This window comes from Nocardia sputi (assembly GCF_023501985.1).
Genome location: NZ_JAMFLC010000019.1, coordinates 118,171 through 131,025 on the forward strand (window position 1 = coordinate 118,171; position 12,855 = coordinate 131,025).

Genomic DNA, 12,855 nt, shown 5'->3' on the forward strand with positions numbered 1-12,855 from the left:
GCCGCTCTCGCTGCCCTCCGGCACGGCGGGGTCGAATTCGCTCACCTCGGTATCCGGCACGCCGAGGTAGGCCGCGATCACCGCCGGGTTGTCGCGGATGTCCGCGGGCAATCCGTCGGCGATCTTGCGGCCGAACTCCAGCACCACGATTCGGTCGGTCACGCCCATGACCAGCCGCATGTCGTGCTCGATCAGCAGCACCGTGAACCCGTCGTCGCGGATCTTGCGAATCAGGTCCATGAGCGCGGACTTCTCGCTCGGATTGAATCCCGCCGCCGGCTCGTCCAGGCACAGCAGCTTCGGCTCCGTGGCCAGCGCGCGGGCGATCTCCAGGCGACGCTGGTCGCCGTAGGACAGGTTGCGTGCCTTCTCCACCGCGCGCGGAGCGATGCCGACGAACTCCAGCAGCGCCATGCCGCGCTCGATGGCGTCGCGTTCCTCGCGTCGATGCCGCGGCGTGCGGAACACCGCGCCGGGCACCGAGGTCTTGTGCCGTGCGTCGGTGCCCACCACGACGTTCTCCAGCGCCGTCATCTCGCCGAAGAGCCGCACGTTCTGGAACGTGCGCGCGATGCCGAGCCGGGTGATCGCGTTGCGTTTGGTCTTGGTCAGCGGCTTGCCGTCGAAGTACACCAGTCCGGAGGCGGGCTGGTAGATACCGGTGATCGCGTTGAAGCAGGTGGTCTTGCCCGCGCCGTTGGGGCCGATGAGACCGAGGATCTCGCCGCGGCGGATCTCGAAGCTCACCTGGTCCAGCGCGGTGAGACCGCCGAACTTCACCGTCAGGCCGTCGGTGCGCAGCAGCGGCTCACCCACCGCGGTCTCGATATCGCGGCGCGGCGCGACGACTTCCGCGACCGTCTCGGCGTCGGCGAGGTCCGGTATCACCTGGGTGACGTCGACCGTCCCCGCGGACTCGGCCTGCGGCTCGGCCGCGTAACCCGCGGCCATGTCCTCGTTGTCGAACAGCGCGTCACCCGCGCCCGGCCCGGTCATCGGCCCGCTCCGATCGGCTCGACCGCGGCCGGTCTGCGCACGGCCAGAACCACTTGCCTGCCGTAGGTGAGCAGTTTCTGCCGCACCGGGAACAGACCCTGCGGACGCAGAATCATCATCACCACCAACGCGATACCGAAGTACAGATATTTGAGGTCACCCAGCGACTGCGCGCCGCCCTTGCGGAACAGCAGCACGCTGCCGAGCAGCAGCAGCGCCAGCACGCCGGTCGTGACCATGCCGGTGATCACGCCGCGCCGCTGCCAGGTGCCCAACCGACCGGCCCACAGCCGCCAGAAGACGATCAGCGCGACGAACACCGCCACGTCGATCGCCAGCAGCACGTACCCGGTCGTCTCGTTGCTCACCAGGTTCACCGACTGCAACCGCGCGGGCAGATAGGCGATGACGAACGCGCCGAAGATCACTCCGAGCTTGTTGCCCTGACCGCCGATGACCACCGCGCACAGGAACAGCATCGAGTTGATGATGTTGAAGCCGGTGGGGTTGATGAACTGCACCTGCCCGGCGTAGATCGCGCCGGACATGCCGCCCACCGCGGCCCCGATCATGAACGCCCACAGCTTGAACTTGAACGTCGGCACGCCCATGATCTCGGCCGCGTCCTCATCCTCGCGGATGGCCACCCAGGCGCGGCCGACCCGGCTGCGCTCCAGGTTGCCGACCATCAGCAGCACGATGACCACCAGCACCATGCCGAACCAGTACCAGTAGGTGCCGTAGCTGGCGCGGTCGAGCAGGTTCGCGCTGTCGGGGTCGCCGCTGTTGCCGCCGGAGAAGACGCCCTCCGGCTTGCTCTCGGATTCGCCCACGTGCGGGTAGGCCACACCCGACAGGCCGAGGCTGCCGTTGGTGATCTCGGTGAGGTTCTCCGCGAGGAGCCGGACGATCTCACCGAATCCGAGTGTCACGATCGCCAGGTAGTCGCCGCGCAGACGCAGTGTGGGTGAACCGAGGATCAGGCCGGAGACCGCGGTCACCGCGACGGCGATCGGCAGACAGGCCAGCCACGCCCACTCCGGATCCAACCAGCCGCCGTCGGTCTGGTTCCACGGACTGTTCGGGCTGGTGAGCAGTCCGACGGTGTAGGCGCCGACCGCGTAGAAACCGACGTAGCCGAGGTCGAGCAGACCCGCCTGCCCGACCACCACGTTGAGGCCGATGGCCAGCAGCGCGTACATCGCCACCTGCGCCATCACCAGGCCGAAGTTGTAGGAGGGCGTGTTCAGCAGTGGCGGAGGAAACAGCGGCAGCAACGCCAGCAGGATGAGGATCGGGACGCCGACGCCCCACTGCGCGGGCCTGCTCAGACCGTCCCACCAGGTGCGGATCGCATCGCCGAGGCCGCGGCGCGCGGTGTCCGGCGACGCCGTCTTGGTCGTGTCGGTCATGCGCGCGCCCTTCCGAGACTCTCGCCGAGGATGCCGGTCGGGCGAACCATCAGCACAAGAACCAGCACCACGAACGCGACCACATCACGCCACTCGGTGCCGAACAGGATCTGGCCGTACTGCTCCACCACGCCGAGCAGCAGGCCGCCGAGCAGCGCGCCCCGCAGATTGCCGATGCCGCCGAGTACCGCAGCGCTGAACGCCTTGATACCGAGGACGAATCCGCCGGAGTAGATGATCCCGTTGGGAATCTTCAGCGTGAACAGCATCGCCGCCGCGCCCGCGAGCACACCGCCGATGAGGAAGGTCAGCATGATGACCCGCTCGCGTGACACGCCCATCAGCGTCGCGGTGTCGGGGTCCTGGGCCACCGCGCGGATGCCACGGCCGAATTTGGTCCGGTTGATCAGCACCTCGGTGGCGATCGCCAGCACCACCGCCGCCGACACGATCAGCAGCATGATGTTGGTGACGTCCGCGCCGCCGAAGCTGAACTGCACGGTGGGCTCGACCAGGCGGATCGGCTGCTGCGCGTTGGTGCCACCGAGATCGGGGCGGATCTTCGGCAGCACGAAGTGCACCAATTCCTGCAGCACGAACGACATGCCGATCGCCGTGATCAGGAAGGCCAGCGGTTTCGCGCCCCGTTTGCGCAGGGGTCGGTAGGCCACCCGCTCCAATCCGACAGCCGCGCCACCGGATACCGCCATGCCCACGACCATCGCCAAACCCAGATAGACGACGGTGAGCACCACGCCCTGGGTGTACACATCCGCGCTGGCGACGAATCCGAAGATCATCAACCCGATCAATTGCCCGAACAACCCGAGCATGAAGATTTCCGAATGGGCGAAATTGATCAGCCGCAATACGCCGTAGACCAAGGTGTAGCCCACCGCCACCAAAGCATAGATGGCGCCGTAGGTCACGCCGTCGACGGTCAGTCGCCAGAAACTATCGACCAACCCCTCGTAGTTGAAGTCGATCGAACCGGCCGTGAGTTGTATCCCACCGGCCAATAACGTTTGTTTCATTTATTTCTGCCCTCATCCTTTCGCCCACCGAACAACGGCACGTATGGGGATCCGGCCGAATCCCCATACGTGCCGTGCGCCCGGAATCCGGAGCTACTTGACCTCGTACACCCAGATCAGCGCGTTCGACAGCTCGCCGTTGGGATCCCACTTGTACTGACGCGCGAGGCCGGCACCGTCGTACGTCCGTACATGGTCGAGCAGATCCGGGCGGGTCACCTTGCCGCCGTCGATGCCCTTGGCCAGGATCGTGGTGAGGTCGTACGCCTCGACCGAGTAGACACCGGGCGCCTGACCGTTGAGCGCCTCGTAGTCCTTGGCGAACTGCTCCGGGGCGGGACCGCACGGGCACGACAGCTTCGCGCCCTTGGCGGCGCTGCCCGCCTGGGTGACGAACTGCGGGTCGTTGGTGCCGTCGGCGGAGACGAAGACCGCGTTCACGCCACCGGACTTCAACTGCTGGGCCAGCGGCGCGCCCTCGGAGTAGTAGCCGGAGTAGAAGATGGCGTCCGGATTCGCGGCCGCCACCTTGGTGACCGTCGCGGAGAAGTCCTTGTCGCCCTTCTTGATGCTGGCCGCGCACGCCGGGTCCGCGGCGGCGCCGAGACCGTCGGTGATCGACTTCGCCAGACCCGTGCCGTAGTCGGTGTTGTCCTGGATGACGCAGACCTTCTTGTAGCCCGCGGTGTTGACCAGGTACTTCGCAACCGACGGGCCCTGCACGTCGTCGTTGGCCAGACCGCGGAAGAAGGTGGTCCAGCCGTTCTGGGTCAGCGTCGCGTTGGTCGCCGAAGAGGTGACCGAGACCAGCCCGGCGTCGCTGAGGATCTTGCCGGTCGCCTTCGTCTCCCCGGAGAACGCGGGACCGACCAGGCCGATGATCGACCGATCGTTGACGATCTGCGGGATCACCTGGGTGGCCTTCTGGGGGTCACCCTCGGTGTCGAACTGCTTGAGCTCGATCTTGCAACCGGGGTTGGCCTTGTTGTGCTTGTCGAGCGCGAGCTTGACGCCGTTGACGATGTTGATGCCCAGCGCGGCGTCCGGACCGGTCAGCGCGCCCGCCATCGCGATGGCCGTGCCCGGCGCGCAGGTCGCCTTGCCGTCGCCCGCGGGATCGGCCGCCGCGGACGCGTCCGCCTTCGGCACCTCCTTGCCCTGCTGGTCGACCTGCAAGACCGGCTGGATGGACAAGCCGCCCGCGCCGTTGGTGCCCGAGGAATCCGAACCGCTGCTGGTGGATTTGTCGCTACAACCGGTCAGCACCAGCGCGGCGGCGGCGCCGACGGCCAGGACACCGAGCGTCGAGCGACTGCGCCATGTCGAACTAAGCACGTTTCACCTCATCTAAGTTCTGTGCTCCCCCGGGTTCACCGAGGAGGCCGACCATGTCAGCCCGGTCAGAACATAGCGTCGGTACGTTAGTTCCGCATCACATTCGGATCATGCGCGCGACATCGTTTCGAATTCTTGTTCACGATCACGTTTCGTCTGCGTAAATTTTCGCGCGGGCCCCGTCACTTCGGCGTCAGGTTCTCCAACACGACCTCCGCGACCGCCTTCATCGTCGTGCGACGATCCATTGCGGTGCGTTGAATCCACTTGAACGCCTGCGGCTCCGAAAGGCCCTGCGTCTGCATCAGAACACCCTTGGCGCGCTCGACCAGCTTGCGCGTCTCCAGCCGGTCGGCCAGATTCGCGACCTCGCTCTCCAGCGCGGTGATCTCGTGGAAACGGCTGGCCGCCAATTCGATGGCGGGCACCAGATCCGATTTCGTGAACGGCTTCACCAGGTAGGCCATCGCCCCCGCGTCACGCGCCCGCTCCACCAGATCGCGCTGGCTGAACGCGGTCAGGATAACCACGGGTGCAACACGTTTCGAGGCGATCTCGGCCGCCGCGTCGATCCCGTCGCGGCGCGGCATCTTCACGTCCATGATCACCAGATCCGGCCGGTGCTCGACCGCGAGATCCACTGCCTGCTGGCCGTCACCCGCCTCACCCACCACCTGATAGCCCTCTTCGGTCAGCATCTCGACCAGATCCATGCGAATGAGCGCTTCGTCTTCGGCGACGACGACCCGCTTCGCCCCGGCGTCCCGCTTGGTGCCGGCGCCCCCAGCTGCTGTGCTCATAGGTAGACCCCTCTGGTTCCGATGCCCTGTCCCGACCGAACCGAAAGAAAGCCGGGATCGCACGGGGCGACCTTCGGCCTCATCGGGGCTGTCGAGTGATGTAAAGAGTACCTTTCACTTCGGCATAGAACGCATATACCCTGCGCAAACCGTGTGGTCGCGCCGCAGAGACCAACCCATTCGCGTTCCAGCCACCCGACCCGCTATAGTTGCCACCCGGTGCGCCGGGTTGGCGGAACTGGCAGACGCGACGGTCTCAAAAACCGTTGTCCGAAAGGACGTGTGGGTTCGAGTCCCACACTCGGCACTCGCTTCTGGGCGTCCCCTGCTCGCGGAGAGCGCTTGCGGGGGGCGCTCGTCATTTCTTCCGGGGGTGCAACCCCCAGGCCCCGCTCGGCGGGGCTTCGCCCCCCGAACCCCCGAGGTGTGGTTGCGTTGCGGGGAGAGCGCTTACGTGGGGCGCTCATCGCTTCTTCTGTGGGCAACCGTGAGGGCCCTCGGAGGGGCTTCGCACCCGACCCCCGAGGTATGTGGTTGCGTTGCGCGGAGAGCGCTTGCGCGGGGCGCTCATCGCTTCTTCTGAGGTGCAACCCCCAGGCCCCGCTCGGGCGGGGCTTCGCCCCCCGAAACCCCTGAGGTGGGTAGTTGCGTTGGAAGGGGAACGTGGCGTTTGACAGTTGAGGCGCTGCCTCTGCCTCTCTGGTGTAGTCCCCCCGGCTTCGGAGCGGAAGCCCACCTTCAGTGCCGACGAATGGGGGGCGCCGGTTGGGAATGGTGGCGTTCGGGATGAGCACTCGCGAAGTGTCCCGTCTTCCCCTTCTGTGCTGGCGGATGGTGCTCGTGGCCGGTCGAGAGGTGATGTCGGGGTATGAGGGGTGGGTTACCCGTGACGGCATCGCTGACATGGTCTCGGCGGTCGGCGCGTACGGTTCGCGTCCGGCGTCGCCTCGCGCGGTCACCGGCTCTGCACCGCGATCGCATCCAGGGCAGAGCCGGCGAGGGGTCCAGCCCCGCGTTCGCGAATCCCCTTACCGAAGCGGCGAATACGAGGCGGGTGCGCATCGCCGTCATATTACGAAGCAATCACAAGGCAGCGTTTGAATGCGTGCGGTCAGGGGTAAAGGCATGAGGGGAGTCGAACCGTTGCACCTCCCGCAGTGACGTACGTCGCAGGCAGGCGAAAGCGGTGTGCTTCGTGTACAGCGCGCTACGAGCAGATGAATATGTTGTTCCCATATGTGGGACTAACGACTCGAGCCCTTCTGGTAGCCTCCGCGCCGTTTATCGTGGTCTGTATGCACGTCTTGTTCGTCTGCAACGGCAACGTTTGTCGTTCGGTGATCGCCGAGCGGCTCACGCGCGCCCTCGCGGTCGAATACGATCTTCCCTACCTCACCGCCGAGAGCGCGGGAACGCGTGCGCTCGTGGGATTTCCGGTCGAGCCGCTGGCCGCGCAAACCATCGCCGGGCTCGGCGCCGATCCCGGCAGCTTCCGGGCACGGCGCCTGAAGCCCGAGATGATCGACAAGGCCGACCTGGTGCTCACGATGACCGAGCAGATCCGCGACCAAGTCGTCGACATGGCGTTCGGCGCCGGGTCACGCACCTTCACCCTGCTGGAAGCCCACCGGATCGCCCGCGTCACCGGCGCGCGCACGGTCGCAGAATTGCACCGGGCACGCAACGACCTGTCGCTGGTCGGCCGAGAGAACATCGCCGACCCGGTCGGGCTGTCCGCTCAGGCGTTCTGCGAGGTCGGCGACCGTATCGCCGAGGCGCTCGTGCCGCTGCTGCTGGCGCTCGCCCCGCACGAACAGCCGCGCTGGCCGCACGACGAACGCCGTGGACTGGTGATCCGCCCCGGCGGCGCGCCCGCACCGCTGGCGACCTTCCTCGCCGCCCAACGCACCCAGTGATCACCGGAGCCGACCGCGCGCGGTAGGGCGCCGGGATTCACCGCGTATCAACCTGTTATCACCCGGCTGTGTCCTTTTCCGCACCGGACGCATTAAACTCCCGCCGGACAACACTCTCCGCCGTTGCTGGTTCGACACAGGACAGGAAGAAGACATGCCGAAACGCATTTCGGATGTTTCGCTCCATGTTTATGTGACACCGGAAACCCTCGAACGCGTCGTCGACACCGTGCGTGCGGTGGTCGACGACCACCTCACCGACCGTGACGTGTTCGCCTGGCGTTTCACCTTGCCGGTCGACATCGATGACCCCGCCCACACGGCGCTCGCAGGCCGCTGCCCCGCGGCTGTGCCCGGCGCACTCGCGGACGACCGCGGCACCTACGAGATCGCGCTCAGCTTGGTCGGCGCACCCGACCAGCTGACCGGCGACCACATGGCCGCGCTGGAACGGCAATTGCTGCATGCGATCTCGGGGCTCGCGCGAACCGAGCCGGGAGACGAGATCCCGGTCTCGATCCGCGCATCGCAGCGCACCGACGTCGATCTCGACATCGATCGCGACCTCGAACTGCTATAACCCTAACGCCGCGAGGGGAAGTGGCGGATGAGTCCCTCTTGCACCGTGGTGGCGAGCAGATCGCCGCTGCGGGAGTAGAAGCGCCCGGTCGCCAGCCCACGGGATCCCGCGGCCACCGGTGACTCGGTGCAGTACAGCGCCCACTCGTCGAAACGGAACGGGCGGTGGAACCAGATCGAGTGGTTGACCGTGGCCGCGATGATGCGGTCCAGACCCCACGACAGCCCGTGGGTGGTGATGATCGAGTCCAGCACCGTGGTGTCGGACGAATAACCCAGCGTCGCCACGTGGATCAGCGGATCGTCGGGCAGCTTGCCGTCCGCGCGCATCCACACGCGGTTGTGGTTGAGCCGCTCCCCGGTGCCCTTCAGGATCCACGCCGGGTCGTTGGTGTAGCGCATGTCGATCGGATGCGGCGCCTTGACGAACATCTCCAGCTTGTCCTCCAAGCCTTCGAAGCTCTCCTCCACCCGCGGCAGCGTCTCCGGGTCCGGTACCTCCGGCTGGGCGTGCGCGTGCTCGAGTCCCGTGCCCCAATCCTGGAACGCGGCGAGCATGACGAACAGCTCCTGGCCGTCCTGGCTGGCGGTGACCGTGCGATTGGCGAAGGCGCGGCCGTCGCGATGGCGGTCCACCCGGTACTCGATCGGCTTCTTCACGTCGCCGCCGCGCACGAAATGCGCGTTGACGGCGTGCACCGGGCGGTCACCGACCGTGCGGCCCGCCGCGATGATCGCCTGCGAGACGAGCTGACCGCCGAAGGTCCGGCTCCACACCTTCTCCGGATGCTGGCCGACGAACACGTCCTCGTCCATCTGTTCGAGATCGAGCAGACCCAGCAGCACATCCAGGTCGGAGCGCGGCGCGTGCGGGTCCGCGATGTCGACGGGGCTGCTCAGGGAAGCACTCACTAATGGTCCTCCTCACCGATTCGGTGAACGTGGATCAGGTTGGTGGACCCGACGGTACCGGGCGGCGACCCGGCCACGATGACAACCAGGTCCCCCTTCTGGTATCGCTCCATCGACAGAAGTGCTACATCCACCTGGTGGATCATCGCGTCGGTACTGTCGACGGTCGGCACGATGAAGGTCTCGGTGCCCCAGGTCAGCGCCAGCTGGCTGCGCACCTCCGGCAGCGGCGTGAACGCCAGCAGGGGCAGCGGAGTGTGCAGCCGCGCCAGGCGGCGCACCGTGTCGCCCGACTGGGTGAACGCGACCAGCGCCTTGGCGTTGAGCCGCTCGCCGATATCGCGGGCCGCGTAAGAGATCACACCCCGCTTGGTGCGCGGCACGTGGGTCAGCGGCGGCACCCGGGTCGACTCGGTCTCCACCGCGTGCACGATGCGCGCCATCGTGCGCACCGTTTCGATCGGGTACTTGCCCACCGAGGTCTCGCCCGACAGCATCACCGCGTCGGCGCCGTCGAGCACCGCGTTCGCCACGTCCGATGCCTCGGCGCGGGTGGGGCGGGAGTTTTCGATCATCGATTCCAGCATCTGCGTGGCGACGATGACCGGCTTGGCGTTTTCGCGCGCCATCTGGATGGCGCGCTTCTGCACGATCGGCACCTGCTCGAGCGGCAGCTCGACACCGAGGTCGCCGCGCGCGACCATCACCGCGTCGAAGGCCAGGACCACGGCCTCCAGGTTGTCGATCGCCTCCGGCTTCTCCAGCTTGCCGATCACCGGCACCCGGCGGCCCACCCGGTCCATCACATCGTGCACCAGCTCGACATCGGACGGGGACCGCACGAACGACAGCGCGATGAAGTCCACGCCTAGCTTCAGCGCGAATTCCAGGTCCTCGATGTCCTTCTCCGACAGCGCGGGCACCGACACGTCCATGCCCGGCAGCGAGACGCCCTTGTTGTTGGAGACCGGACCGCCCTCGGTGACCCGGCAGACCACGTCGTTGCCCTCGACGCGAGTGACGATGAGGCCGACCTTGCCGTCGTCGACCAGCAGGCGATCGCCTGCCTTGGCGTCCTGCGCCAGTTCCTTGTAGGTGGTGGACACGCGATCGTGGGTCCCGTCGATGTCGTCGACGGTGATGCGGACCTCTTCACCCGTCGCCCAGACGGTTCTGCCTTCCAGGAAGCGGCCGAGGCGGATCTTGGGACCCTGCAGGTCGGCCAGAATGCCGACCGCCCGGCCGAGGTGGTCGGAGGCCTGACGCACCTTCTTGTAGTTCTCGGCATGGTCGGAGTGCTCACCGTGGCTGAAGTTCAGCCGAGCTACGTCCATACCGCTCTCGACGAGTTCGCGGATACGGTCCTCGGTGGCAGTGGCCGGTCCGAGCGTGCACACAATCTTCGTCCGTCGCATCACGGGTAGAGCCTAGTCCCGCTCGGTGCACAGGTCCCGCCCTGGCCACGGTGAAACCTTGGTGAAAAATATGAACTACGCCTCGTAGCCGGCACAAACGGATACTCATCGTGCGACATGGCGCGCCAGCCGGGTCTCCAGCCGAGTCTGCCCGAACCCGAGGATCAGGCAGATCACCCAGTAGTACAACGCCGCGACCCCGTAGAGCGCGAAGAAATCGAAGGTGGGCGCGGCCGCGAGCTGGGCGACGCGCAGCAACTCGGTCACCAGGATGGTCGAGGCCAGCGAGGTGTCCTTCACCAGGGAGATCAGCGTATTGGACAACGGCGGCACGGCGATCCGCGCGGCCTGCGGCAGGATGATCAGCCGCAGCATCATCGGATACGACATGCCGAGCGCCTGCGCCGCCTCCCACTGACCCGCCGCGACGCTGAGAATGGCAGCGCGCACCACTTCGGCCGCGTAGCCGCCGACGTTGAGGCTGAACGCGATCACGGCGGCGGGAAACGGGTCGATCACGATCTCGAACTGCGGCAGCGCATAGAACACGATGAACAACTGCACCAGCAGCGGGGTGCCGCGAATGATCGAGATGTAGCAGCGGGCCGCCGCCGACAGCGGCCACACCGGCGACATCCTGGCCAGCGCGACGAACAGCGCGATCACCAGGCCGATGGCGAAACTGATCGCCGTGAGCGGCAGCGTCTTGGTGACGGTGGCCTGCAGCATCGGCCACAGGTTGTGCCAGATGAGATCCCGGGTGGCGGCGTCCATGAAGGTGGTCGGCTACTGGCTGACGTCGGTCCCGAAGTACTTCTCGGAGATCTTCGCCAGGGTGCCGTCGGCGCGCAGCTGGTTCAGCGCGTTGTCCACGTCGGTGATCAGCGCGTCGCCTTTACGCGCGGCGAAGGCCTGCTTGCTCACCGACCCGGTCCGGCCCGCGACCTTCACGCTCGTGTCACCGGTCTTCTTGGTGTATTCCGCGACGGCGAGGTTGTCGTTGACGGTCGCGTCCACGCGGCCGTTCTTCAACAGCTGGACGGCCTGCACGAAGCCCTCCACGGCCTCGACCTTCGCGCCCGCCTCGGTGGCGACCTTGCTCCAATTGCTGGTGGCCGACTGCGCGCAGGTCTTGCCGTCGAGATCGGCTAGTGCGGTGATGGTGTTGTCACCGGCTCGGGTGACGATCACGCCCGCCGATGTGGTGTACGGCGCCGACAACGCGTACTTGCCCGTGCGCTCGTCGTTCACGGTCACCTGATTGGCCACCAAGTCGAAACGCTTGGACTCCAGGCCCGCGAAGATGGCGTCCCACGGCGTCTGCACGAACTCGACCTTCTTGCCGAGCTTGTCGCCGACCGCCTGGATAACCTCCACGTCGTAGCCGGTGAGCTTGCCGTCGGAACCCTGGAAGCTGAACGGCGAGTAGGTGCCCTCCGTTCCGACCTTCAGCACATTAGGGTCACTGCCGCCGCACGCGGTCAGTCCGGTGGCGGCGACGACGGCGAGCATGGCGGCGGCGAACAGCTTACGGCGCACGGGATCCCTCTCTTCGGTGCGTGGAGCTCCACACACGGCACGCGAATCCGAGCCATGCTACGCCCGGAGCTACCCGAGCGACAGTATCGCGATCGTCGTGCGCGAAAGAGTTGCGCTCCGTGGTCCCGGCCCGGTGCCCGCCGGCAGAAGAACGCGTCGCGCCCTCCTGTCGGCCGGCATCGATACCGTCGCCGTCAGTCGCGCAGCGGGCGGCCTTGCGAATCCGGCACCTTGCCGACCAAGATCATGATGCCGTCGATGAGGCCCCAGATACTGCCGAGGCCGCAGGTCACGATGGTGACCGCCAGCTGGGCGACGCCCAGGCCGGTGTAGCCGAGGTAGAAGCGGCCGACGCCGAAACCGCCGAGGAAGATCTGCAGCAGACCCGCGATCAGCTTCTGCTTGTCCGACAGCGGTACGCCGAACGGGTCGCGGCCCCAGGGCGCTTCCGGGTCGTTCGGGTTGTAGCCCTGCGGACCACCCGGGTACGGGGCCGGTGGGTAGCCACCCGGCTGCTGACCATAGGGGTCAACGGGCTGGCCGTACTGGGGCTGACCGTACGGGTCCGACGGCGGGTTGTACTGCGGCTGACTCTGCGCCTCGAGCGGCTTGGTCAGATCCGGGCCGGTGCCGGGCGGGCCGTACTGCGGGCCCCCGGAACCCGGATTCTGCTGGTAAGGGTCGGTCACTCATGTCCTCCTCATTAGTGCGGGCACCCTCTTGTCGGCCCCCGGCCTTGCTGGATCGCCGAACTGCCGCTCGCGACGATCACGAGTCATTGTCACCGGGATCGACCGGGTTGTCGCCCCGGGATGGTTCGGTCCCGCGAGTAGTTATCGCGGCGGGTCGCCTGATCGTTGCCGCGAACGAGAATTCGCTGTCGGCGGCGACGGATCCGACCCAGGCACGCACCGAAC

The 12,855-nt window shown here is 66.7% G+C and carries 11 protein-coding genes, 1 tRNA gene and 1 pseudogene; 3 read left to right on the forward strand and 10 right to left on the reverse strand.

What is annotated here, in order from left to right; all coding sequences use genetic code 11:
• Positions 1-39: 39 nt before the first annotated feature.
• From M8859_RS24490 to M8859_RS24510, 5 genes and pseudogenes are all read right to left on the reverse strand, one after another.
• Positions 40-996: pseudogene (locus tag M8859_RS24490) on the reverse strand (ABC transporter ATP-binding protein); the annotation flags it as partial.
• Positions 993-2,408 carry a branched-chain amino acid ABC transporter permease gene (locus M8859_RS24495; protein ID WP_159923817.1) on the reverse strand — a complete coding sequence of 472 codons (1,416 nt, stop codon included), beginning with the start codon at positions 2,406-2,408 and terminating at the stop codon, positions 993-995. The pseudogene M8859_RS24490 and the gene M8859_RS24495, both read right to left, overlap by 4 nt.
• A complete protein-coding gene (locus M8859_RS24500) occupies positions 2,405-3,442 on the reverse strand; it encodes a branched-chain amino acid ABC transporter permease (protein ID WP_195071680.1) in 1,038 nt (345 codons plus the stop codon). Before M8859_RS24500 ends, M8859_RS24495 begins: the two co-directional genes overlap by 4 nt.
• Before the next feature lie 93 nt (positions 3,443-3,535).
• Positions 3,536-4,777, reverse strand: a complete 1,242-nt coding sequence (locus M8859_RS24505) for a branched-chain amino acid ABC transporter substrate-binding protein (RefSeq protein WP_321212649.1) — start codon at positions 4,775-4,777, stop codon at positions 3,536-3,538.
• A gap of 182 nt (positions 4,778-4,959) precedes the next feature.
• Positions 4,960-5,577 (reverse strand): ANTAR domain-containing response regulator, encoded by a 618-nt coding sequence (locus tag M8859_RS24510; protein WP_040777220.1) that lies wholly within the window; start codon positions 5,575-5,577, stop codon positions 4,960-4,962.
• 223 nt (positions 5,578-5,800) lie between these two features.
• On the opposite strand from M8859_RS24510, the gene M8859_RS24515 reads away from it, so the two are divergent.
• The 3 genes from M8859_RS24515 (at position 5,801) to M8859_RS24525 (ending at position 8,073) form a co-directional block, all read left to right on the forward strand.
• A tRNA-Leu gene (locus M8859_RS24515) sits at positions 5,801-5,884 on the forward strand.
• 988 nt (positions 5,885-6,872) lie between these two features.
• The gene (locus M8859_RS24520) at positions 6,873-7,493 is read left to right on the forward strand and encodes an arsenate reductase/protein-tyrosine-phosphatase family protein (protein ID WP_159924032.1); all 621 of its coding nucleotides are present in this window, start codon (positions 6,873-6,875) and stop codon (positions 7,491-7,493) included.
• A 154-nt stretch (positions 7,494-7,647) separates the two neighbouring features.
• Complete coding sequence (locus tag M8859_RS24525) at positions 7,648-8,073, forward strand: hypothetical protein (RefSeq protein WP_159923813.1); 426 nt, start codon at positions 7,648-7,650, stop codon at positions 8,071-8,073.
• 2 nt (positions 8,074-8,075) lie between these two features.
• Here M8859_RS24525 and M8859_RS24530 read toward each other — a convergent pair whose 3' ends face one another.
• From M8859_RS24530 to M8859_RS24550, 5 genes are all read right to left on the reverse strand, one after another.
• On the reverse strand, positions 8,076-8,888 hold the full coding sequence (locus M8859_RS24530) for an acyl-CoA thioesterase (RefSeq protein WP_223522117.1): 813 nt from the start codon (positions 8,886-8,888) through the stop codon (positions 8,076-8,078).
• Positions 8,889-8,983: 95 nt separating this feature from the next.
• Positions 8,984-10,402: a pyruvate kinase gene (gene pyk / locus M8859_RS24535; protein WP_195071681.1), complete on the reverse strand. Its 1,419-nt coding sequence runs from the start codon at positions 10,400-10,402 to the stop codon at positions 8,984-8,986.
• 102 nt (positions 10,403-10,504) lie between these two features.
• Entirely contained in the window at positions 10,505-11,173 is a 669-nt protein-coding gene (locus tag M8859_RS24540) for an amino acid ABC transporter permease (protein WP_159923809.1), read from the reverse strand.
• A 12-nt stretch (positions 11,174-11,185) separates the two neighbouring features.
• A complete protein-coding gene (locus M8859_RS24545) occupies positions 11,186-11,911 on the reverse strand; it encodes a transporter substrate-binding domain-containing protein (protein ID WP_283780020.1) in 726 nt (241 codons plus the stop codon).
• 221 nt (positions 11,912-12,132) lie between these two features.
• Positions 12,133-12,627, reverse strand: a complete 495-nt coding sequence (locus M8859_RS24550) for a TM2 domain-containing protein (protein ID WP_159923807.1) — start codon at positions 12,625-12,627, stop codon at positions 12,133-12,135.
• Positions 12,628-12,855: the final 228 nt, after the last annotated feature.

Excerpts from the sequence above, each read along its gene's own strand:
- M8859_RS24495 (WP_159923817.1), bottom strand. The coding sequence starts at position 2,408 with ATGACCGACACGACCAAGACGGCGTCGCCGGACACCGCGCGCCGCGGC.
- M8859_RS24500 (WP_195071680.1), bottom strand. The coding sequence starts at position 3,442 with ATGAAACAAACGTTATTGGCCGGTGGGATACAACTCACGGCCGGTTCG.
- M8859_RS24510 (WP_040777220.1), bottom strand. The coding sequence starts at position 5,577 with ATGAGCACAGCAGCTGGGGGCGCCGGCACCAAGCGGGACGCCGGGGCG.
- M8859_RS24520 (WP_159924032.1), top strand. The coding sequence starts at position 6,873 with ATGCACGTCTTGTTCGTCTGCAACGGCAACGTTTGTCGTTCGGTGATC.
- M8859_RS24525 (WP_159923813.1), top strand. The coding sequence starts at position 7,648 with ATGCCGAAACGCATTTCGGATGTTTCGCTCCATGTTTATGTGACACCG.
- M8859_RS24530 (WP_223522117.1), bottom strand. The coding sequence starts at position 8,888 with ATGGACGAGGACGTGTTCGTCGGCCAGCATCCGGAGAAGGTGTGGAGC.
- M8859_RS24540 (WP_159923809.1), bottom strand. The coding sequence starts at position 11,173 with ATGGACGCCGCCACCCGGGATCTCATCTGGCACAACCTGTGGCCGATG.
- M8859_RS24545 (WP_283780020.1), bottom strand. The coding sequence starts at position 11,911 with ATGCTCGCCGTCGTCGCCGCCACCGGACTGACCGCGTGCGGCGGCAGT.